Genomic DNA, 22,683 nt, shown 5'->3' with positions numbered 1-22,683 from the left:
AACGAAAAACTATTTCTGATGAGCCTTCAAATTTTGACCGACCGCATTAAAACTATGCTTGGAACCGACAGCGGTCTCGGTGCAACTGCCAAGTTCGTAACCGAAGAAGGCGTAATTTTCGTCGATGGTAAATCCGTTCCGAATACAGTTTCAAATGAGGATAAAGAGGCAGACGCTACCTTCGAGGTTTCTACAAAAAATGCATTAAAACTGATTGACGGCGACCTGAATGCAATGATGGCGGTGATGACAGGTAAGCTGAAAATCGATGGGGATATGGGCGTGGCAATGAAAATAGCTGAAACTTTCGGCGGAAGATAGTAGGGCCTGAAACCGGCTGACTTTTCCGGATGTGCAGGTTGACTTTAAAGCCCACATCCGGAACAATGGAAAACCCGAAATCAAATTCTGCAATTAACACCAGCCGCAGAAAGTTTGTAAAAGCAGGCGCATTGGCGGCTTCTGGCTTTATGATTGTGCCCCGTCACGTTTTAGGTAAAGGATTTATCCCGCCAAGTGACAAGTTGAATATAGCTGCGGTAGGATGCGGAGGAAAGGCCGATGTAAATATCAGGCTGGCTTATAATAATGGAGCGGAAAACATCGTCGCGCTTTGTGACGTTGACGACCGGCAATCTGAAAAGTACAGGAAGCAGTTTCCAAAAGCTCCTTACTACCGGGATTACCGGAAAATGCTTGAAAAGGAATCCCGGAACATTGATGCAGTACTGGTAACAACGCCAGACCACATGCATTTTCCGATTGCCAATTCCTGCATTGAGCTAGGAAAGCATGTATATGTGGAAAAGCCGCTTACCAAAGATATCTGGGAAGCCAGAACATTGACCCAGGCCGCTGCAAAATACAAAGTGGTAACCCAAATGGGAAACCAGGGCAGCAGCAGCGATGGTACCCGGCAGACGGAAGCGATTGTGCAGTCGGGTGTGCTGGGTGATGTGTACAAGATTGAAGTATGGACCGATCGCCCCGTGTGGCCACAAGGTGTAAAGTCACCCAAAGACAGAGGTGAATCGCAGCCGGTCCCGAAGGAAGTTGACTGGGACCTCTGGCTCGGTACCGCACCCAAGCGGGATTACCATGAAGCATATATGCCTTTCAGATGGCGGGGTTACTGGGACTTCGGTACCGGCGCATTGGGCGATATGGGCTGTCACTTTATTGACGTGCCTTTTCGCGCGATGAAGTTAGGGTACCCTACTTGTGTCGAATGCAGTGTAGGTTCAGTATATGCAGATTTTTTCAGTCAGGCTTTCTTCGATGATGTTTGTCCGCCTTCCACTTCCATTCACCTCAAATTTGCTTCAAAAACACCGGGAAAGGAAATCAGTTTTTCCTGGTACGACGGCGGTATCCGGCCGCAGCTGCCCGAGGGTTGTGATTACAAAACGGTGTTCGGCAGCGTAGACGGCGGGATGCTGTTTATAGGTACAAAAGGAATATTAAGTGCGGAAATGTTTGGTGAAAACCCGAGACTCTGGCCTGAGAAGCAGTTTGAGAATGTAAGGCGCAATGTCAAACCCCGGGCGCTCGTACCCGGAAGCTGGCAAGGTCACCAGCAACAGTTTGTGCAGGCTTGCAAAAAAGGATATGGCGCTTACACCAGCTCCGCTTTCGATCAGGCAGGTCCGCTTACGGAGATTGTTTTGATGGGAAATCTGGCAGTAAGATCTTACCTGCACCGGGAAGCCAAAGCCGATGGGAAAGGATTTACATTCCCCGGCCGCCAGAAGCTGATCTGGGACGGCGATAACATGAAAATCACCAATTTTGATGTGGCCAACCAGTTTGTAAGGCGGGAATACAGGACTGGCTGGTAATCATCAAAACAAGCTATCACTACTATCAGAGCTCCAATTCTCTCAGGTACATTTGTATAGTATTTTCCAACCCAAGGTACAATGCGTCGGAGATCAGGGCGTGGCCGATGGAAACTTCGTCTAGCCAGGGGATATTTTGTTTGAGGAAGCGCAGATTATCCAGGCTGAGGTCGTGTCCGGCGTTTAGTCCAAGTCCAACTTCCCTGGCTTTCTCTGCTGCAAGCACAAATGGGAGCACTGCTTTTTGTCTGTTTTCAAAATAACCCGCTGCGTAAGGCTCGGTGTAAAGTTCAACCCGGTCAGCGCCGCAGGCTTTCGCGCCTTCAACCATTCTTTCGTCCGGATCGACAAAAACAGACACGCGGATCCCGGCTGACTTGAAGATTCCTATAAGATCCGTGAGCTCACTTCTGTTTGTAATGGTATCCCAGCCCGCATTGGAAGTAATCGCATGTAAAGCATCGGGTACCAGGGTAACCTGATCGGGTTTATTTGCCAGAACAAGCTCGACAAACTTCTTTTCAGACGGATTTCCTTCTATGTTAAATTCTGTGGTGACTACCTCTTTCAAATCGTATACATCCTGATACCTGATATGTCGCTCATCAGGCCTGGGGTGAACTGTAATCCCCTGCGCACCAAACCGCTCACAATCCAGCGCGACTTTTAAGACATTAGGATTATCCCCACCGCGTGAATTACGAAGGGTAGCAATTTTGTTGATGTTAACGCTTAGGCGAGTCATTTTTTAATGATTGAATGATTGAATGAGTGAATGATTGAATGTGTGAATGTGTGAATGACTGAATGACTGAATGACTGAATGTGTCAGTTTGAATTATACCGGGAGTGCTAAATTAGGGTTAATTGGGAGGATTATTTTAGTTTTGTTGCTCGCGAATTTCGCTACGAGCTAGTCAGAAATACCAAGTACGTACAACTGATTCATTCTGAACCGAAAAATATCCATTCATATCAAAATACCCAAAATATTCACTCACTCACTAATTCAGTAATTCGAAATTCAATCATTCAGTCATTCAATCATTCAATCATTCAACATTAAAAACATGTCTCTAAAAACACAAGTCGAGTCGGGAATTAAGGATGCAATGCGGGCTAAGGATCAGGATACGCTTCGTGCGCTTCGTGCTATCAAGTCGCTTATACTTTTGGAAGAAACCAAAGGAGGAGCAACAGGAGAGCTTTCTGCTGATGACGAACTTAAACTTTTGACCAAAGCCGCCAAACAACGCCGTGAATCTGCGGATATCTACAAAACGCAGGGGCGTGCAGATCTGTTGGAAAAGGAAGAAGCGGAGCTGGCCGTGATCGAGCAGTTTTTGCCCAAGCAACTTTCCGAAGACGAGGTAAAGGCGAAATTGCAGGAGATTATCGGCCGGGTAGGAGCATCCGGACCTTCGGATATGGGTAAGGTAATGGGCGTAGCTACCAAAGAGCTTGCCGGACAAGCAGAGGGAAAAGTGGTTTCAGCATTGGTGAAGGGATTGCTCGCATGAAGTTACTGGATGTGATCATCCTCATTCCGCTCCTCTGGGGAGCTTTACATGGTTATCGCAAAGGTCTGCTGATTGAAATCATCGGAATAGCCGGATTTGCGGTGGCAATGGTACTTGGATTTAAGTTTTTAGGTCTGGGCATGGAAGTGCTCACGCCTTATTTCAGCGATAATATGGCGAAGAAAATATTGCCTTACATCGGATTTTCGGCTATTTTCTTCCCTACCATATTTTTGTTAAACCAGTTTGGCTACATGATCCGCCGCTCGCTTAGGTACTCCATTCTGGGCACTTTCGACAGTTTTGCCGGCGCTATGGTGGGTGTGTTCACGTGGGTTTTTGGCATCAGCGTATTCTTCTGGTTGGTTAATATGATCGGGGTGAAAATACCTGCACACCGAACAGATGAGACTTATCTTTACCCGCTCGTAGTCCCCATTGCGCCTAACCTGATCACCAAAGCTTTGGCGCTTATGCCCGATGGTACCGCCCTGATCAGTGAATGGAAGAGCGAATATCTGGACGATTGAACTTTCAGAAACAGCCTAGGGTTAAGCTTTCGATATTGATTTTCAATAACTTTGCAGTTAAAACCGGTTGAATGTACTATGCATTTGACCAAATAAATTAAGATGACCGGATTAGAGGAAAAGCAGGATATCCGCAAAATGAGCGTTGATCAGCTTAAACAATGGATGGCTGAGCATGGGGAAAAAGCTTTCAGGGCAAAACAGATTTACGAGTGGATCTGGAAAAAATCTTCGCATTCATTTGCCGAAATGACCAACCTTTCTCTTGGCACGCGCCAGTTAATGGATCAGCATTTCGTGATCCGGAATATGGAAGTAGCCAAGCAGCAGCAAAGTAACGACGGTACGATCAAATCCGCATTCCGGCTGTTTGACGGTAATCTGGTGGAGGGTGTGTTGATACCTGCTGCGGACAGAATGACGGCTTGCGTAAGCAGCCAGGTGGGTTGTTCGCTCACATGTAAATTTTGCGCGACGGGCTATATGGACCGTAAGCGTAATCTCGAAGCTGGTGAAATTTATGACCAGGTTGTCGCAATTGCCAGGCAGGCAGAGGGCAGCTTTAAAGCGCCTCTTACCAACATCGTATATATGGGAATGGGAGAGCCGTTGCTGAATTACGCCAATGTATTTCAATCTATCGAGCACATTACCTCTCCCGAGGGATTGAATATGTCGCCGAAGCGCATTACGGTTTCAACCGCCGGTATCGCTAAAATGATTAAAAAGCTGGGAGACGATGAAGTGCGTTTTCGCCTTGCATTATCGCTGCATGCTGCTAATGACGCGAAGCGTAACCAGATCATGCCAATCAATGAATCCAACTCACTGGAAAACCTGGCAGAGGCGCTGAATTATTTTTACAGGAAAACGGGTAACCGCATTACCTTCGAATACATCGTTTTCAACAATTTTAATGATACACTGCAGGATGCCAAGGAGCTTTGGGAATTTACCAAGAAGGTTCCTGCGCGGGTAAACATCATCGAGTACAATCCGATTGCAGAAGCTGATTTTAAGAACACGGAAGGAGACAAGCTAGATAAATTCGCGGGCTTTCTGGAAGATCGGGGCGTATCGGTGCACGTTAGGAGAAGTCGGGGCAAAGATATCGATGCAGCTTGCGGGCAGCTGGCTAATAAGGAAACAGCGTAGCACTTTGGCTTAACAATTTGTTAATATTGCATCGCTTAAGAATAAGTAGCTTTGTGCTGTTATAGATAAACTTATATACTTCTTCTATGTTTGGTCTTGAAACCGACATTTTTATTCTCCTCGCTTTTAGCATTTTAGCAGCCTGCGCATTCGAATTTGTTAATGGTTTTCACGATACTGCCAATGCGGTGGCAACTGTGATTTATACAAATTCCCTGAAACCAAATGTGGCCGTAATCTGGTCGGGTTTTATGAATTTCTGCGGTGTTTTCTTCGGTGGAATTGCGGTTGCAATGGGAATTGTCAACCTGCTGCCTGTCGAATTGCTGATCGACCAGAATGTTTATCACAGCGCCGCCATGGTTTTTGCATTACTTTTCAGTGCGATTATCTGGAACCTGGGTACGTGGTATTTCGGATTGCCCAGCTCAAGTTCGCATACGCTGATCGGCTCCATTCTTGGAGTGGGACTTGCTTTCACGTTTATGCCTGAAAATTCAAGTGCCACCGGTGTAAACTGGTCCAAAGCGAAAGAACTCTTCATGTCGCTGCTCACTTCACCGATTTTCGGTTTTGCACTTGCAATCATCATTATGTTCATATTGCGCCGCTCGCTTTCCAAGCCGTTGCGCGAAGTTGTTTTCAGTGAACCCAAAAAGAACCAGGCTCCCCCATTGTGGATACGGGCGATTTTGATCACGACGTGTACTCTTGTAAGCTTTTTCCACGGCTCGAACGACGGTCAAAAAGGAGTTGGACTTGTGATGTTGATTCTGATTGGAATCGTTCCTGCTCACTTTGCATTGGACAATAGTCTGGATCCCGGCAAAATGAAGTCGGACCTGATCGGGATTGAACAGGCGGTAAGCCGGATCGATTCATCAAGATTATCCGTTACCGATCGCGTGAATTTGGCTACGATCAAACAGGAAGTTGCCAACCTGACAGTTCAGATCAACGATTCACTGCCGGAGCATAAACTACCGATGGAAAAAAGAATGGACGCCCGTCGCTCATTGCTTTTGATCAGCCGCAATACAAAGACGATTCTTGACAATGGTCACGCGAACCTTAATTCTGCTGATGTTTCTTATCTGAAAATGCAGTCAGGGAGTGAGAATGGGATCCGCCGGTATACGGATTACGCGCCAGATTGGGTTATTCTAATGATTTCCCTTTCTCTTGGCCTGGGGACAATGGTAGGCTGGAAGCGGATTGTAGTTACAATTGGCGAGAAAATCGGAAAGCAGCATTTGACTTACGCCCAGGGCGCATCTGCGGAGCTGGTAGCCGCCAGTACCATCGGGGTTTCTTCTTACCTGGGACTTCCGGTTAGTACCACCCACGTACTATCTTCGGGTATCGCGGGTTCGATGGTCGCCAGTAAAGGTGTGAAAAACTTGCAAGGCGGTACAATCAGAAATATTGTCATTGCATGGATACTGACATTGCCTGTCACCATGGTTTTGTCAGGTACACTCTATGCGTTTTTCCGCTGGATTTTGTAGAAATTAAGAATTTATAGTAAATGAAAAGCCGCAGGGATCGCTTCTGCGGCTTTTCATTTATCCGGGCGTCGCACTTTCTTTGCTTTGGATTGGTTTTAATGTTGTAATTTCGAAATAGAGTTTTAAGATCCATTAAAGCCAATTATTCACCAGAATGACTACTATTGAAGAGCAGGTAAACCGTTACGGTTACGTTACGGAGGCAGTTGCAGAAGACATTGATTTGATTGCCGAGATCAAGAGATTAAAGAAGGAAAAGAATGCGGTTATTCTCGCTCACTACTATGTTGATGCAGAAATTCAGGACCTGGCCGACTACATTGGCGACAGCCTCGGACTCTCGCAGCAGGCAGCAGCAACTGAGGCTGATATGATCGTTTTTTGTGGAGTGCACTTCATGGGTGAAACTGCCAAAATTCTCAGCCCGAACAAAAAGGTTGTTATCCCTGATCTGAATGCAGGCTGTTCGCTTGCTGACTCAGCACCTGCAGATAAGTTCGCCGCTTTCAAAGCGCAGTATCCGGATCATATTGTGATCAGTTATATCAACTGTTCAGCGGAAATCAAAGCGCTGACTGACATTGTTTGTACTTCCTCCAATGCATTGCAGATCGTAGAAAGTCTTCCGAAAGATCAGAAAATCATTTTCGCGCCAGACGCAAACCTTGGCAGATATGTAGCCCACAAAACCGGCCGTGATATGGTTTTATGGGACGGTGCCTGCATTGTACATATTGATATTTCGCGGGAAAAGTTGAAGCAGCTGCAGGAGGAAAACCCCGATGCATTGCTTATCGCGCACCCGGAATGCAAAGAAGATATCCTCAAACAGGCAGATTTTGTAAGTTCAACTACCGGACTTTTGAAGTTTGTAAAAGAATCCCCTCATACCAAGTTTATTGTTGCAACCGAGGCTGGCATTTTACACAAAATGAAACAGTCGGTCCCCGATAAAAAGCTGATCCCGGCTCCCGGCTCGGATAACAATACCTGCGCCTGCTCCGAATGTCCGTACATGAAAATGAACACATTAGAAAAAGTGTATAATGCACTTTATTATGAGCAGCCGGAGATTTTTGTTCCGGAAGATGTCAGGTTAAAAGCCTATGAATCAGTTGCCCGAATGCTTGAATTAAGCAAAGGTATCTGATCAAACTGTTATGTAATTTTATTCTGATTTATGCCCCAATTTGATTTTCTGATCATCGGTTCGGGAATTGCCGGACTTAGCTACGCAGCCAAACTTGCCCGACATTTCGATTCATCGAATCAGGAGAAATCCATTGCTGTAATTACCAAAGTTCAGGTGGATGAAACCAATACCAAGTACGCACAAGGTGGAATTGCGGTTGTTTGGGCCGAATCAGATTCTTTTGAGAAACATATTCAGGATACAATGGACGCGGGCGACGAGGTCAACAAGCGGAACATTGTAGAGATCGTGGTGAGAGAAGCGCCCGAGCGGATACAGGAACTGATCGATTACGGAACCCGCTTTGACAAGGAAAGCGGGGGAGAATACGATCTGGCGAAAGAAGGCGGGCACTCGGATCACCGGATTTTACATTTCAAAGACATTACTGGCGCGGAGATCGAGCGCGCATTGCTTGAAGAAGTCAGCAGACATAAAAGCATTCAGATTTTTACGCATTATTATGCAGTCGAACTGATCACCCAGCACCATTTGGGAGAAACAGTTTACCGGTATCAGGAGGATATCAAATGTTTTGGCGCGTATGTGCTGAACAGACAAACGGGAAAAGTCGAAAAATTCCTCGCTAAAACCACCATGCTCGCGACAGGCGGCATTGGCAATATTTACCAGAGTACTACAAATCCTACGATCGCAACCGGCGACGGTATTGCAATGGCGTACCGGGCCAAAGGTATTTGCGACAACATGGAATTCATCCAGTTTCACCCTACCAGTTTTTACAAACCCGGACAAAAGCCTTCTTTCCTGATCTCAGAAGCAGTACGTGGTTTTGGAGGTATTTTGAAGCGCGCTGATGGGAGTACCTTTATGGAAAACTACGACCTGCGGCTCTCATTAGCGCCAAGGGATATTGTCGCACGTGCAATCGACTCTGAAATGAAGAAGAATGGGGTCGATCACGTTTATCTGGACGTGCGGCATTGCGACTATGAAAAGTTTGTCGAGCATTTCCCGAATATCACAGAATACTGCCTGAATGAGGGAATTGATGTAAGACAAGACATGATCCCGGTGGTTCCGGCGCAGCATTATATGTGCGGCGGGATCAGGGTAAATGAGTGGGGAAAAACCAATATCGACTTCCTGTATGCAGTAGGTGAATGTTCATGCACCGGTTTGCATGGTTCCAACCGACTGGCTTCCAACTCGCTGCTGGAAGCGGTGGTATTTGGCCACCGGGCTTATGAAGATACACTCGCCAGCTTCGAAAGAGCACAAACGCCGGGTAACATACCGGAGTGGGACGATTCGGGCACAACACACCCGGAAGAGCAGGTGCTGGTTACTGAAATGACGCGCGAGCTAAATAGCATTATGTCCAACTATGTGGGTATTGTTCGCACCGATCGCAGGATGAAACGTGCCTACGACCGGCTTGAATTGTTACATCAGGAACATGAGCAGCTCTACCGCGAGTCAAAGGTGTCGGTCGCCATTTGTGAGCTCCGTAACATGATTTCGGTCTCTTATCTGATCATCAAAATGGCAATGGCACGCCGCGAGAACATTGGTCTGCATTACAATTCCGACCACGTTCACCAGGTTATTTCTTAGCCAGAGTTTCCCTGTTTTTTCTGGTAACTACCCGTGTCAGTACGTTTTGGCCGATTTTTTCGCCGAGATGTGTTCCTTCTTCAACTCCGTCACGGTAATGTATCCCGCCATAAACACGGCTGATGGAAGCATCCCAATAAGCATCTTCAAATGACTTAAAGGATTTCACGCCGTGGCCGTACTTCTTTTCAGTAGTATCTGTAAAAGCCACATTGTCGCCTATCAAATGCGTCAGTACTGTTCCGCAAGCTGCCGAAATGGAGCTGTGACCACTTACATATTCAGGAAATGCGGGCGTTTCCAGGAACGGTCGCCAGTCGGGTGCCCAGTTGTTATTAATTACCGTTTCAGGTCTGATCCGCACTGTTCTGTACTTCTCATCCCAGCATGCTACAAACGCATCGAATATAGATAACGCGCCGAGTGTGTAAGCTTCGGTCGCCTGCATTAAATCCAGCTTCTTGTCAGTCGTTACGGTGCGTATAATGGCGAGCCAGTGTCCTGCGGGAGTCATTTTCTTGTTGGCGAACATTGCGTGCCCCACGACATTGGTCACAAATGCATTATCATCCCAGAAATAAGCAGTCGCTTTCTGATCGTCTGTCAGATTGTTGCCGATATCGTACACTTCCATAACCAGCTTCATGAACTTGCTGTCTTTGTTCAGGTCGTACTTAGCCGGCGGCGGGCAGCGGAATTGTGTAACCGAATCCAATGTAAATGTCCGCACGGTGTTCCACATCGGCTCGCACGCATCAGCGTAAGCAGGCGGCGTAGGTACCCAGGTGCCGGGGGCATTTGTAACTGTATACCGGTATCCGCGGATCTCCTTATAATGATCCTTTGCAGAGTAGCGAATAATGTGTTTTGCAACTGAATCACCATACGCAAGTGACCGCGTATATACATCTTCGGGAATGCCCATTTGCGCGTATTTCTCGAACAGGTCTTTTTCGTATTTGTCCCACATATCGCCTGAGAATGTCAGCGTGCGACCAACCGATGTAAACGCTTTAATGCTCGCCAGCGGGTAGCAGTAAGCAAGCGATGAATCCGGCCGGGGAGGTGTTTCAAATTTCACAAGCTGACCTGCAAGTGACTGATATTCGGGATATCCTGGTGCAAGTGCTTCGTAAGCTGCCAGAAACGAATAGCTGTAAATTCGGCTGGCTACCGGGGGTTTGAAGATATCATGAATGATCACATCAGTAAGGTATGTCGCCGTTTGATGGAACAGCTGCGGGTCTGCCGCTTTGGCATTGTACTCGGCCGGTGACAGCTCTTTCCGGCAACTGAAAAACAAGGGAACAAGGATCAGAGGGAGTAAGCGAAATCTCATTAGCAATATGCAGGTGAATCAGGATCTTTTGAATGAATATACGAAGATAATTAAGATTGGAATGGATACCAATTCTGGATTAAATAACGAATAATTGTAACTTATATACTACTAAATAAGCCATTTATGCGGTAAAACAGACATTTCGTTGTTATTTTTCTATAAATTATATTCCAAAAGCAAGAACACTTTTTATTGTGAAAAAATTGATATCTTTTTGTACAATCAGACGAGTAAAAAAGATGTCAATGCGCTTATGCTAGCAGTTTTTAGCAGTGCTGCGGATCGAATTGTGTTATTAGTACACCCTTTCATATCAGTGCCCGGCTATCTATTCACTTAACAAGAAAACTATGTAATAGACTTTCCGAACTACTCTTTACAGATTTGTAGACAGGCTTCCCGGAGATGGAAGCAATGCAAGCTCTACGTTCCGTGCTTATACGGTTAAGCAATTTTCAATACCACTTTCTAACTCTAAATTTTAATCTATGAGATTTTCTACTGAATGGATACCTCGTGTCATTTCACGTGGTGTTTTTTCACTTATCCTTCTCGTTGCCACTGTCATGATCGCTCATGCTCAGAACACAGTCAAAGGCCGGATCAAGGATGAGCAAGGCCAGGCATTGCCGGGCGTGAGCGTCGTTGTGAAAGGCACAACGGCGGGAACTGTGACCGACAATGAAGGCAATTACTCCGTGAATGCGGAAAGAAATTCGACACTGGTGTTTTCGTTCATCGGTTACCTGACTCAGGAAGTCGCGATCGGGAGCAAAAACTCAGTTGATATTACATTGGCAGCAGATACCAAGGCGCTGGAAGAAGTGGTGGTTGTAGGTTATGGTACTGCCAAAAAAGCTACTTTGACAGGATCGGTTACCGCAGTAAAAGGCGCCGAGCTTCAAAAAGCGCCCGCAGCAAACCTTTCCAATACCCTGGGTGGTCGCTTGCCGGGTGTTTCGGCTGTACAAGCAAGCGGTGAGCCAGGTTATGACGGATCAGCGATCCGTATCCGTGGTACCAACTCGCTTGGTAACAGCAATGCATTGATCGTAGTAGACGGTGTACCTAACCGGAGTGGTGGTTTGGACCGCATCAATCCGGCTGACATCGAAAGTATCTCCGTTTTGAAAGATGCGGCGGCAGCTATTTATGGTTCGCGCGCGGGTAACGGGGTAATCCTCATCACTACAAAGCGTGGCAAGACAGGCAAGCCAATGATCTCCTACGATATGAACCTGGGTATCTCGGCTCCGACACGTACACCTGAAATGTCGAACGCGGAAGAATATGCAACGATCCGTAATGAATTGCAAATTTATGATAACCTGCCGGTAGGAGAGTGGCAAGGTGCTTACCAGGGATTCAACTCAACCGGTTCCTATACACGTAAGGATAATGGAAACGTGATCAACGCGGTTTTCAAGCCGGAAGATATGCAGAAGTTCAGGGATCAATCGTCGCCTCTGCTTTATCCTGATACTGACTGGTACGGTTCTGTACTTCGGAAATGGGCGCCTCAGCAGCGTCATAACTTGCAGTTGACAGGTGGAAGCGAGAACATCAAATATCTTGCCTCACTGGGTCACATCAGTCAGGATGGTTATTATGTGAACTCGGCAACGGGCTACAAGCAATATGATATGCGCGTAAACCTCGATACCAAGATCAACAAATATGTAACTGCAAACCTGGGACTTACATTGCGTGAAGAATACCGTCACTTCCCGAGTGGTGGAAACAGCGCACAGGCGATCTTCCGGATGTTGATGCGCGGTAAACCAACTGAAATCGCAATCTGGCCAGACGGTCGCCCCGGTCCTGACATCGAAAATGGTCAGAACCCGGCGGTGATTACTACCAATACAACAGGTTATAACGACGATAAAAGAGATTACATCCAGACAAACGGCGGACTTGAAATTCAAATTCCGGGTGTAAGCGGACTGAAAGTGAATTTAATGGCGGCTCTGGATAAGCAACTGCGTCGTCAAAAGAACTTTGAAACTCCCTGGACACTGTTTTTCTGGGATAAGAAAACCTACGAAGCTGACGGTACAACTCCGGTGCTTACAGGAACAGTTCGTTCTACATTCAAAGACCCACGTTTGAGAGAAAGCGCTTCTCAGGAACTTTCCATCCAGCTTACAGGTCAGGTTTCTTACGAGAAGTCGATCGGCAGCCACAACTTCAATGTAATGGCGGGTATCCAGCGTGAGAAAGTGGATGCAGACGGTTTCTTCGCTTTCCGCAGGTATTTCATTTCGCCGGTGGTTGACCAGCTTTTTGCAGGAGGTAACCCGGAGCAGGATATCAACAACTTCGACTTGTACAAAAGAGCACGTTTGAGCTACTACGGTCGTGCGGGTTACAACTTCAAAGAGAAGTACCTGGCTGAGTTCCTGTGGCGCGTGGATGGTTCTTATGTATTCCCGAAAGAAGGCCGTTTTGGTTTCTTCCCCGGGGTATCTGCCGGTTGGAGGGTTTCAGAAGAAGATTTCTGGAAAAACAACATCCGCTTCCTGAACAATGTAAAAGTGCGTGGTTCATGGGGTCAAATGGGTGCTGAGCCTTACTTCCTGGGAACAGAAACATTGGCTGAGTACCAGTATTTGTCCACAATGGGCTTTGGCAGCTACATTATCAATGATCAGGTTGCTAAAACTCTGCTTGAAACGCGTGTAGCTAACCAGAACTTTACATGGGAAGTTGCAAACAATACCAACGTAGGTATCGAGGGTACTTTGTTCAATGATAAAGTTGCATTCGAATTCGATTACTTCGTAAACAACCGCTCCAACATCCTGATCCCGAAAGCAGGTTCAACTCCGTCTTCCGCGGGTATCGACGGCAAGCTTCCTCCTCAAAACCTGGGTAAACTGCAGAACAAAGGATGGGAGTTTAAAGTGAGCTACGACGGAAATGCAGGCGATTTCACCTATTCTGTTAGTGTGAACGGTGGTTTTGCCAAAAACAAAATCAAGTACTGGGACGAAACGCCAGGTGCTCCATCTTACCAGAGATCAACCGGAATGCCTTACAACTCATTCCTGGTGTATCAATTTGACGGTGCATTCAAAGACCAGGCTGAAATTGATGCAAATACGCTTGATTACAGCCCGATCACTGGTAACCTCAGACCTGGTGATATGAAGTTCAAGGATGTAAACGGCGACGGAAAAATCAGCGCTGACGACCGTTTGCGTACCGAAAAAGTACAACGTCCATGGTTTACAGGTGGTGCTTCAATCAACCTGGGCTACAAAGCATTTGATTTGTCAGTATTGTTCCAGGGTGCAACAGGTGGTTTGCAGATCATCGGTCTGACAGAGTCCGGTGACATTGGTAACTACCTAAAATACGACTACGATCACCGCTGGACAATCGATAACCCAACTGACAAGTACCCACGTTTGACCAACCGTAACAACAGATACTACACCAACACAGGTCAGGCTGGTATCAACAACTATTTCCTGAAAAGCAGCAACTACCTGCGTTTGAAAAACATCGAATTGGGTTACAACCTGCCTTCTGAAATAGGTTCCAGGATTGGTTTGAGCAACCTGCGCATTTACGTGAATGGCTTGAACCTGCTCACAATCGACAAGATCAAGGTATGGGATCCGGAAGCGACCAGAAATGACGGTCAGTATTACCCACAGGCAAAAGTTATGAGCGCTGGTGTTCGTTTGGCATTTTAATGAAAATAAATATGAAATTGAGATATAAAGGTTTAGCTGTTATAGCAATGATGGCGGGCGGTTTAGCCTCTTGTGATACCGAGTTTCTGGACGTAACACCGCCTACCGAAATCCCTAGTGAAGAAGTTTGGAAGGACGGGGCGTTGGCAGAGGGTTTTGTGACAGGTAACTATTCCGGACTGCAGCAGGGAGGTTTTAGCGAGCAAATGCTTGCTTCTCTGACGGACGAAGCCGTATTTACACATACCGGGCGGAATATCAACACGGTAAATGAAGGTAGTTTAAGTCCTTCTAACCTCGGTTGGGTGGATGCTACTTACGGTTGGGGTCCGATGTATACGCAGGTTCGTAATGCGAATATCGCCCTCAATAACCTGCCTACTGCTACTTTCACGGATGAAACGCTGAGAGCAAGGTTAATGGGAGAAGCTTACTTTTTGAGAGCTTACTATTATCAGCAGCTGGTGCGTTACTATGGTTCCGTGCCTTTGATCAAAAAGGTGTACAAGCTCAATGAAGATTACTCAGTACCCCGCAGTACTTTCGAGGAGTGCATTAAATCAATCGTAAGTGACTGCGATAGTGCTGCATTGCTGCTTGAAGGGAAAACGATGGCAAAAGGCCGCGCTACCAAAGTAGCTGCGCTTTCGTTGAAAGCACGCGTGTTGCTTTACGCAGCCAGTGACCTGCACGATATCCCAACTGCAAAGGCGAAATCGGCGGTAATTGCTGCTTATCCGAATCCGGAATTCCTGGGTTACACTTCCGGCGATCGCAAGGCCCGCTGGCAGGCAGCTCAGGCAGCAGCAAAAGCCGCGCTTGACTCCTACAATGGCGGTTATAAGTTAAATCTGACCGCACCCGTAACGCCTGAGCAAGGTAAGATCAACTACATATCTGTTGCAATGGCAGGAGCCAGCGGCGATAAATCACTGGATGCAAGTGCAGCTTCTGAGATTATTTTCGGCCGCTACTTTACAGCGAGCTTAAATGAAGGAGCGCGTCAGACAGGTTTGAACAATGGTCCGAACGGATACCACAACTGGGCTGGAAATACACCGATTGGTCTGCTGGTTGATGATTACGAAATGATGGACGGATCGAAGTTTTCGTGGACAAATCCTGTTCACAAAGCTAGTCCGTACGTAAACCGTGACCCTCGCCTTTATGCAACAGTAATGTACGACGGTGCACCCTGGAAACCACGTCCGTCGGATGCGAAAGATCCTGCGAACCAGATCCAGACTGGCGCTTATGACCTGCTTGACGACAAAGGTGCTTTGATTAACCGCAAAGGACTTGATACCAGAAGCAGCAGCATTGAAGACTGGAATGGCAGCCGCACAGGTTACTACATGCGTAAATTCATTGATCCAAACCCTGCATTGTACGATAATACGGACCGTCAGAATATCCCCTGGCCGTTCATCCGTGTAACTGAAAACGTGTTCAACTATGCTGAGGCAAGTATCGAGCTGGGTGAAGAGGCAGTGGCGCTGGAATGGTTGAACAAAATCCGTTTCCGCGCTGGTATGCCTGCGTTGAAAGTTTCAGGTGCTGCATTGAGAGATGCATTGCGCCACGAAAAGCGCATTGAAATGGCCTACGAAGAGCAACGCTACCACGATGCACGCCGTTGGATGATCGCTGCCGAAACGCTCGGCCGTCCATTGCAGTATATCAACGTGATCGGGAAGTTCAAGCCTGGTAAGTCAATGAAAGAGCCTTACCATTATGACACAACGGTTTACGATTATACTTACACGCCGGTGGAAGAGAAGTCGCACGAAAACCGGAAGTGGGTGGACAAAATGTATTTCCGTCCATTCAGCCGTGATGAGATCAACCGTAATGCCAAGTTGGTTCAAAACCCGGGCTACGATAAATAGTAATATTTTATTGATTAATTTTACTGAAACTATGTCTTCGATGAGGAGACATAGTTTCTTTTTTCTATCCCTTTTAAATCTTCTTTCGCTGTATGAAGCGCTTTAAATCCTGGAAATCAGGTGTTGTGGCTGGGTTAGCAGGTCTGAGTCTCATCTGTTGTAATAAAGAGGCTGAAAACAGTAAGCAGAAAGAAAACAGCGGCCCGCCACTTTTTACATTGCTGGCTCCCGAAAAAACCAAGGTTGACTTTAGTAACACACTCACAGAGGGTTTGAATACCAATGTGTTGATGTACGAATATTTCTATAATGGCGGTGGTGTAGCAGTCGGTGACGTAAATGGAGACGGTCTCGACGATATCTACTTCACCGGAAATATGGTATCCAATAAACTGTACCTCAATAAAGGGGATATGGTTTTTGAGGATATCACAACGCAGGCGGCTGTTGGTGGCAGGGAAAAACCCTGGAAAACGGGGGTTACAATGGCGGACGTAAATGGCGACGGGAAGCTGGATATCTATGTATGCTACTCCGGAAATGTTTCACCCGAAAGTTTGCGCAACCAGTTGTTTATCAATAAGGGAAACAATCCGGCAGGTATACCGCAGTTTGAAGAAATGGCTGGCCAGTACGGACTTGCCGATCCGAGTAATAGTACCCAGGCTGCTTTTTTTGATTTTGACAAAGACGGAGACCTGGATATGTTTTTGCTCAACCACAATCCTAAGTCGCTGCCAATCCTCGACGAAGCCAGTACAGCCGACATTCTGAGTAAAGATGATCCGGTAACCGGAGTGCGCCTGTTCCGCAATGATCCGCAGGGTACCGAGCCTTTTTTTACGGATATTACTAAGAAAGCAGGCATTCACAGCTCTCCGCTGACTTACGGATTGGGTATTGGCGTTGCCGACGTTAATCAGGACGGCTGGCAGGATATGTACATTTCCAACGATTATTCAGTACCCGATTTTTTATACATCAATAACAAAAATGGCACTTTCACCGATGTGCTGGATGAAAGTATCGGTCATACTTCGCATTCCTCGATGGGCAGCGATATCGCCGACTTTAATAACGACGGGCTACCTGATATTTTTACGCTGGACATGCTGCCCGAGGACAACCGGCGGCAGAAGCTGCTATCCGGTTTGGATAACTACGAACTTTTTGACTTCAATGTAAAAGTGGGCTTTCATCACCAGTATATGCGCAATATGCTGCAAATGAATGAAGGTGTGGGCAAAGGTTCAAAGGTGCCGGTTTTTTCCGAAGTAGGACAGCTTGCGGGGGTTTCGAACACGGATTGGAGCTGGGCTTCGCTCTTTGCCGATTACGATAACGATGGTTGGAAAGACATTTTCGTGACCAATGGAAACCTGCGTGATTTCACCAATATGGACTTTGTCAAATTCATGGGAGATCATTTGAAGCGCATTGAAGGACAGGTTAAGCGGGAAGATGTGTTGCAGCTGGTATATCAAATGCCTTCTTCTAATATGAAGAATTACCTTTTTAAGAATAGTAAAGACCTTACATTCAGTAATGTAGTGGATAGCTGGGGGCTGGGCGAAATATCAAATAGCGGCGGCGCAGCTTACTCCGATCTGGATAATGATGGCGACCTTGATCTGATTGTCAACAACATTAACAAACCGGCATTCATTTACCAGAATGAAGGAAACAAGCTTTTGCAGAACAATTATCTCAAAGTGAAGTTGGCAGGCGAAGGGAAGAATACATTGGGCGCCGGCGCGAAAGTAACGATCTATCAAAAAGGGCAAAAGCAGTATCTTGAACAAATGCCGACGCGCGGGTACCAGTCGAGCGTTTCTCCCATTCTGCATTTTGGTTTGGGTAAAAATGGGATTGTGGATTCGCTTTCTGTCACCTGGCTGAGCGGCAAGCAGCAGAAAATTGTTGCGCCGAAGAGCAATCAGCAGCTGGTATTGCAAGAAACGGACGGAAAAATGACGAAACCTTTTCCGCCAAAATACAATCCGGCTTTCTCTCCCGTAGCTTCCCCGATCGCATTCAAAAGTCCGGCAATTCAGACAAACGATTTCAAGCGCCAGCCGCTGCTGATCAACCCAATCTCGTTTTCGGGACCTGGTTTGCGAAAAGGCGACGTGAATGGCGACGGACTGGAAGATGTTTTTATAGGCGGAGCGGCCGGCCAGTCTGCGCAGCTTTATATACAGCAAAAAGGTGGTGCATTCACAAACAAGCAGGTACCTGCATTGGAAGCGGACAAACAGTCGGAAGATACAGATGCATTGTTTTTCGATGCCAATGGTGATGGTTCACTGGATCTGTTCGTGTGCAGCGGAGGTTATGCGAGCTTTCTGCCCGAAGATCCTTTGTTGCAAAGCCGGTTGTACCTGAATGATGGAAAAGGGAATTGGACCAAAAGCACTTCCCTGCCGAAAATGCTGACAAGTGCAAGCTGCGTACGTTCGGCTGACCTGAATGGGGACTCGCATCCCGACCTGTTTGTTGGCGGGCGGGTTATTCCCGGCAGGTACCCCGAAGCGCCGAGAAGTTATGTGCTCATCAATGACGGAAAAGGCAATTTCTCTGACCAGACTACAAAGTGGAATGCAACTCTGGAAAAGATCGGCATGGTTACCGACGCAGCCTGGGCGGACCTGAACAATGATAAAAAGGCAGATCTGATCGTTATAGGAGAATGGATGCCGGTAAGTGTTTTCATCAATTCAAATGGAAAGCTGGAAAACAAAACGACCGAGTATTTTGCCAAACCTTACAAGGGATGGTGGAATAAGATATTGGTAGAAGATTTCAATGGAGATGGAAAGCAGGACCTGGTAATAGGCAATATGGGGCTGAATACGCAATGCAAAGCCAGCGATTCGGAACCTGTCCAGATGATCTACAAGGATTTTGATGATAACGGATCTATCGATCCGATCATGAGTTTTTATATTCAAGGCAAGAGTTATCCCTATGTGACACGTGACGAATTGCTTGATCAAATGAGCATTATGCGTACCCGTTTTCAGGATTACAAAAGCTACGCCGATGCTTCTGTTAAAGAAATTTTCACAGCAGAAGAACTCGAAGGCGCGCAGGAACTGGAATCGAATTATCTGAAAACGGCTTATTTCGAAGGCAATGCGGCAGGTAAGTTCGTTGAAAAACCACTCCCGCTGGAAGTGCAAAGTTCGCCGGTTTATACGATTACCAGTCTGGATTACGATGGCGATGGACAAAAAGACTTACTGCTTTGCGGGAATGTGAGCAAGGCGCGGTTGAGATTTGGTAAATATGATGCGAATTACGGGGTCCTGTTGAAAGGCGACGGGAAAGGGAAGTTCGCCTACGTGCGGCAGACTGAATCGGGTTTCAGCCTGAAAGGAGATGTGCGCAGCGTACTCCCTCTTGGTAATAAATTGTTGTTTGGAATAAATCAGAAGGAAATAAAAGCTTATCAGATTGGTAAAGTTCAGTAAAATCTTTGCGCTGCTTTTTGCACTTGGACTTTTGGCGGGTTGCACAAAAAAGCAAAAAGAGTATAACATCAGTCCCGAAACGATCGGGCAGGTTACTTTGCAAATGACCGACGTCATGGTGCATGATGTAACTAATCCGCCATTGAGTGCGCGCTTCTTTTCATATGCTTGTCTTGCAGGGTACGAAACACTGGCGCAGCATGACAGCGCGTACAAAAGTATGCACGGCGTTTTGAACGATTTTCCTGAAATAGCGAAACCTCCCATTGAAACATACTCTCACCAGCTTGCTGCGGTAATGGCGATGCTGGAAACTGCGAAGAAAATGCAGCCCTCGGGCGCACTTCTGCAGAAATATCAGGATAGGCTGCTCGATTCGTGCAGGACACTCGGGTGGGACGATGAAGTGCTCGAAGGCTCACGAGAATATGGAATTGCGATCAGCAAGCAGATCCTCAAATACGCAAAAGCGGACAAATACAACCTGATCAGCAACTTCCCAAGGTACGAGCCGCGAAATACGCCAGGTACCTGGTACCCGACGCCGCCGGGTTATTTCCCGCCGGTAGAGCCTTTTTTTAGTACGGTCAGGCCATTTACGCTGGATTCTTCCTCACAGTTTATCCCGCCGCCGCCTGTTGCATTTTCCGAAAAAAAGGATTCCGAGTTTTTCAGGCTTATGAAAATGAATTATGACGATACCCGGGAGCGGGAGCATGAAGTGACCGCAGCATTTTGGGATTGTAATCCATTCGCATTGGAAAACACAGGCCACCTGCTGGTAGGAATGAAAAAAATATCCCCGGGCGCGCATTGGATGGGCATAACCGATATTGCTTGCAAGCAGGCGAAAGCAGATTTCGGTAAGACTCTGCTCGTTAATACAAGTGTGGCGATTGGGTTAATGGACGGTTTTATGGCTTGCTGGGATGAGAAATACAGAAGTAACCGCATTCGTCCTGAAACTGCAATCCGGAAATACATTGACCCAACCTGGAAACCTTTCCTGCAAACCCCGCCATTCCCAGAATACCTGAGCGGTCACTCGGTTATCTCGACCTGCTCAGCCGTGATACTGACGCATTACTTCGGCGAAAATTTTGCCTATACAGATTCGGTTGAAGAGCGATTCAACTTGAAAGCACGAAAATTTCCTTCATTCAAGGCCGCTGCCCTTGAATCCGGTATGTCAAGATTTTATGGCGGTATCCATTTTATGGACGCAATCACGAATGGTCAAAAGCAGGGGCAGCAGGTAGGAGAGTGGGTCGTTAAAACTTTGCAAGGAAAACAGTAGCCAATTAACTAGGTTAATGTGTTTTTAAGCCTGCTGATATCAACACTTTGCAGTAGCCCGGCTGTATATGAATATCCTGCGTCAAATAATTCCTTTGCTTTCCTGAAATCAAAAATCCCGAAGCGGTTCAATGCAGGCGGCTCAATGAGCAGGTTGCACTTTTTGAAACGCTCGCGGTTTTTCGTGTGCATGGCCAGGATCAGGCTGCGGTAAACGATCTCGGTGGTTGTTTTTAGGGGTTTGTTCAAACTGAATGGATTGCAGTGACTGCCGATGATCGCGTCAACTTCGCCTTCAATCTGCTCGACTGGTAAGTTATTGAGTACGCCGCCATCAACAAGATCGTGGCCGTTTACCCTGATCGGACTGAAAAGGCCGGGAATGCAGCAGGACGCGAGCAGCGGCAATGCAAGTTCACCATTCCGAAATAATACTGCTTCCCCCGAGACAATGTCCGTGGCATTAATTACAAGTGGTATTTGAAGTGATTCAAATGAGTTTTCGGGAATGTACTGACAAATCACCGTTTCGATACGTTTCATTTGCAACAATCCACTTGCGCCGAAACCTGGCCGCAGATAGGGATAAAAGCTGGTTTGGACGATTTTATCGAGAATATCAGCGGGCGGGAAACCATAGGCGATCATGGCGCCGACAAACGCGCCGGAGCTGGTCGCACTGATGATATCGGGCTTTATACCTTGCTCTTGTAAAGCCTGGATCACACCTAAATGCGCAATTCCACGGGCGCCGCCGCCAGATAATACCAAACCAATCTTCATGTTAATTGCCGATAAAGTCGCTCAAAGGTCCGCGCGTACCTATTCTGATCCTTTTTTCGGTATGTACCACAATGCCCGCTTCGTAAACCGGATCGTGCTCGAAAATCAGCACGTGCTCCTCATCGGCTGCATTTTGAAGTACCAGCTGCTTTTCGTCCATTGTTTGCAGCGGTCGCATATCATAGCTCATAATCCACGGAATGGGCACGTGGAAGGAGGAAGGAAGCAGGTCGGCTGCGTAAACCAGTTTTTTGCCTTTATACGAAATAACGGGCAACATCATCTGCTCGGTGTGGCCGTCGACAAAAAGAAAGTTAATGGACGAAAATGGGGATACCTGGTGTTCGATAAACCGAAGCTGCCCCGCTTCCTGCAACGGGAGTATGTTTTCTTTAAGAAATGAGGCTTTCTCGCGCGGGTTCGGGTTGGTAGCCCAGTTCCAATGTGCCTCATTGGACCAATAGGTTGCATTTGGAAAGGTAGGCGTGAGTTTCGTGTAGTCTTTACTGAAACGCACAGCTCCACCAACGTGATCAAAATGCAAATGCGTCAGAACCACGTCGGTAATATCTGCTGGCTCAAAACCTTTGCTCCGGATAGAACCAAGCAGGGTAGCATCGCCGTGCAGATCATAATGTCCGAAGAAACGCGCGTCTTGCTTGTCGCCCATTCCGGTATCAACCAGGATCAGCTTTTCACCGTCTTCAATTAGCAAACAGCGCATTGCCCAGGAGCAGAGATTTTTCTCATCCGCCGGATTCTGTTTGTTCCAGAGTGATTTGGGTACGACGCCAAACATTGCCCCGCCGTCAAGTTTGAAAAAGCCTGTATCGATGATATGGATATTCATAAGGGATGAACCGATTTTTGATCGT

General features: G+C 46.9%; 16 protein-coding genes. 12 read left to right on the top strand and 4 right to left on the bottom strand.

Going from position 1 to position 22,683, the window contains the following annotated elements; all coding sequences use genetic code 11:
* The first annotated feature begins 18 nt into the window (after positions 1-18).
* Together Q369_RS0102560 and Q369_RS0102555 are read left to right on the top strand one after the other, a co-directional pair.
* Positions 19-321 carry an SCP2 sterol-binding domain-containing protein gene (locus Q369_RS0102560; RefSeq protein WP_031526174.1) on the top strand — a complete coding sequence of 101 codons (303 nt, stop codon included), beginning with the start codon at positions 19-21 and terminating at the stop codon, positions 319-321.
* A 65-nt stretch (positions 322-386) separates the two neighbouring features.
* Complete coding sequence (locus tag Q369_RS0102555; RefSeq protein ID WP_031526173.1) at positions 387-1,838, top strand: Gfo/Idh/MocA family protein; 1,452 nt, start codon at positions 387-389, stop codon at positions 1,836-1,838.
* A gap of 25 nt (positions 1,839-1,863) precedes the next feature.
* On the opposite strand, the gene Q369_RS0102550 is transcribed toward Q369_RS0102555, so the two are convergent.
* On the bottom strand, positions 1,864-2,583 hold the full coding sequence (locus Q369_RS0102550) for a pyridoxine 5'-phosphate synthase (RefSeq protein ID WP_031526171.1): 720 nt from the start codon (positions 2,581-2,583) through the stop codon (positions 1,864-1,866).
* A gap of 325 nt (positions 2,584-2,908) precedes the next feature.
* Here Q369_RS0102550 and Q369_RS0102545 point away from each other — a divergent pair, with 325 nt between their 5' ends.
* The 6 genes from Q369_RS0102545 to nadB all read left to right on the top strand — a co-directional run bounded on the left by Q369_RS0102545 (position 2,909) and on the right by nadB (position 9,321).
* Positions 2,909-3,358: a GatB/YqeY domain-containing protein gene (locus Q369_RS0102545; protein WP_031526169.1), complete on the top strand. Its 450-nt coding sequence runs from the start codon at positions 2,909-2,911 to the stop codon at positions 3,356-3,358.
* Positions 3,355-3,888, top strand: coding sequence for a CvpA family protein (locus Q369_RS0102540; RefSeq protein ID WP_031526168.1), 534 nt, complete (start codon positions 3,355-3,357; stop codon positions 3,886-3,888). The genes Q369_RS0102545 and Q369_RS0102540 overlap by 4 nt, the downstream gene beginning before the upstream one ends.
* Positions 3,889-3,990: 102 nt before the next feature.
* Entirely contained in the window at positions 3,991-5,043 is a 1,053-nt protein-coding gene (gene rlmN / locus Q369_RS0102535) for a dual-specificity RNA methyltransferase RlmN (protein WP_031526167.1), read from the top strand.
* 86 nt (positions 5,044-5,129) lie between these two features.
* Positions 5,130-6,551, top strand: coding sequence for an inorganic phosphate transporter (locus Q369_RS0102530; protein ID WP_031526165.1), 1,422 nt, complete (start codon positions 5,130-5,132; stop codon positions 6,549-6,551).
* A 154-nt stretch (positions 6,552-6,705) separates the two neighbouring features.
* A complete protein-coding gene (nadA, locus tag Q369_RS0102525; RefSeq protein ID WP_031526164.1) occupies positions 6,706-7,701 on the top strand; it encodes a quinolinate synthase NadA in 996 nt (331 codons plus the stop codon).
* A 30-nt stretch (positions 7,702-7,731) separates the two neighbouring features.
* Positions 7,732-9,321 carry an L-aspartate oxidase gene (gene nadB / locus Q369_RS0102520; RefSeq protein ID WP_031526162.1) on the top strand — a complete coding sequence of 530 codons (1,590 nt, stop codon included), beginning with the start codon at positions 7,732-7,734 and terminating at the stop codon, positions 9,319-9,321.
* Here nadB and Q369_RS0102515 read toward each other — a convergent pair.
* Positions 9,311-10,660, bottom strand: coding sequence for a vanadium-dependent haloperoxidase (locus Q369_RS0102515; RefSeq protein ID WP_031526161.1), 1,350 nt, complete (start codon positions 10,658-10,660; stop codon positions 9,311-9,313). The two genes, nadB and Q369_RS0102515, sit on opposite strands and share 11 nt — an antisense overlap.
* Positions 10,661-11,229: 569 nt before the next feature.
* Between Q369_RS0102515 and Q369_RS0102510 the strand changes: the two genes are divergently transcribed.
* The 4 genes from Q369_RS0102510 (at position 11,230) to Q369_RS0102495 (ending at position 21,026) form a co-directional block, all read left to right on the top strand.
* The gene (locus tag Q369_RS0102510) at positions 11,230-14,367 is read left to right on the top strand and encodes a SusC/RagA family TonB-linked outer membrane protein (protein WP_031526160.1); all 3,138 of its coding nucleotides are present in this window, start codon (positions 11,230-11,232) and stop codon (positions 14,365-14,367) included.
* Positions 14,368-14,378: 11 nt separating this feature from the next.
* Entirely contained in the window at positions 14,379-16,256 is a 1,878-nt protein-coding gene (locus Q369_RS0102505; RefSeq protein ID WP_031526158.1) for a RagB/SusD family nutrient uptake outer membrane protein, read from the top strand.
* Positions 16,257-16,348: 92 nt separating this feature from the next.
* On the top strand, positions 16,349-19,729 hold the full coding sequence (locus Q369_RS0102500) for a VCBS repeat-containing protein (RefSeq protein WP_031526157.1): 3,381 nt from the start codon (positions 16,349-16,351) through the stop codon (positions 19,727-19,729).
* Positions 19,713-21,026, top strand: coding sequence for a vanadium-dependent haloperoxidase (locus Q369_RS0102495; protein WP_310588964.1), 1,314 nt, complete (start codon positions 19,713-19,715; stop codon positions 21,024-21,026). Before Q369_RS0102500 ends, Q369_RS0102495 begins: the two co-directional genes overlap by 17 nt.
* Before the next feature lie 8 nt (positions 21,027-21,034).
* Here the strand turns inward: Q369_RS0102495 and Q369_RS0102490 are convergent, their stop codons facing one another.
* The gene (locus Q369_RS0102490; protein WP_031526154.1) at positions 21,035-21,808 is read right to left on the bottom strand and encodes a patatin-like phospholipase family protein; all 774 of its coding nucleotides are present in this window, start codon (positions 21,806-21,808) and stop codon (positions 21,035-21,037) included.
* Between the two features lies 1 nt (position 21,809).
* The gene (locus Q369_RS0102485) at positions 21,810-22,658 is read right to left on the bottom strand and encodes an MBL fold metallo-hydrolase (RefSeq protein WP_031526153.1); all 849 of its coding nucleotides are present in this window, start codon (positions 22,656-22,658) and stop codon (positions 21,810-21,812) included.
* Positions 22,659-22,683: the final 25 nt, after the last annotated feature.

Source organism: Dyadobacter crusticola DSM 16708 (genome assembly GCF_000701505.1).
Lineage (GTDB): Bacteria > Bacteroidota > Bacteroidia > Cytophagales > Spirosomataceae > Dyadobacter > Dyadobacter crusticola.
The sequence above is the reverse complement of the archived record's forward strand: the minus strand, read 5'-3'. Positions and strand labels throughout refer to the sequence as shown.

Excerpts from the sequence above, each read along its gene's own strand:
- nadB (WP_031526162.1), top strand. The coding sequence starts at position 7,732 with ATGCCCCAATTTGATTTTCTGATCATCGGTTCGGGAATTGCCGGACTT.
- Q369_RS0102515 (WP_031526161.1), bottom strand. The coding sequence starts at position 10,660 with ATGAGATTTCGCTTACTCCCTCTGATCCTTGTTCCCTTGTTTTTCAGT.
- nadA (WP_031526164.1), top strand. The coding sequence starts at position 6,706 with ATGACTACTATTGAAGAGCAGGTAAACCGTTACGGTTACGTTACGGAG.
- Q369_RS0102505 (WP_031526158.1), top strand. The coding sequence starts at position 14,379 with ATGAAATTGAGATATAAAGGTTTAGCTGTTATAGCAATGATGGCGGGC.
- Q369_RS0102545 (WP_031526169.1), top strand. The coding sequence starts at position 2,909 with ATGTCTCTAAAAACACAAGTCGAGTCGGGAATTAAGGATGCAATGCGG.
- Q369_RS0102530 (WP_031526165.1), top strand. The coding sequence starts at position 5,130 with ATGTTTGGTCTTGAAACCGACATTTTTATTCTCCTCGCTTTTAGCATT.
- Q369_RS0102560 (WP_031526174.1), top strand. The coding sequence starts at position 19 with ATGAGCCTTCAAATTTTGACCGACCGCATTAAAACTATGCTTGGAACC.
- Q369_RS0102540 (WP_031526168.1), top strand. The coding sequence starts at position 3,355 with ATGAAGTTACTGGATGTGATCATCCTCATTCCGCTCCTCTGGGGAGCT.
- Q369_RS0102485 (WP_031526153.1), bottom strand. The coding sequence starts at position 22,658 with ATGAATATCCATATCATCGATACAGGCTTTTTCAAACTTGACGGCGGG.
- rlmN (WP_031526167.1), top strand. The coding sequence starts at position 3,991 with ATGACCGGATTAGAGGAAAAGCAGGATATCCGCAAAATGAGCGTTGAT.
- Q369_RS0102555 (WP_031526173.1), top strand. The coding sequence starts at position 387 with ATGGAAAACCCGAAATCAAATTCTGCAATTAACACCAGCCGCAGAAAG.
- Q369_RS0102500 (WP_031526157.1), top strand. The coding sequence starts at position 16,349 with ATGAAGCGCTTTAAATCCTGGAAATCAGGTGTTGTGGCTGGGTTAGCA.
- Q369_RS0102490 (WP_031526154.1), bottom strand. The coding sequence starts at position 21,808 with ATGAAGATTGGTTTGGTATTATCTGGCGGCGGCGCCCGTGGAATTGCG.
- Q369_RS0102550 (WP_031526171.1), bottom strand. The coding sequence starts at position 2,583 with ATGACTCGCCTAAGCGTTAACATCAACAAAATTGCTACCCTTCGTAAT.
- Q369_RS0102510 (WP_031526160.1), top strand. The coding sequence starts at position 11,230 with ATGATCGCTCATGCTCAGAACACAGTCAAAGGCCGGATCAAGGATGAG.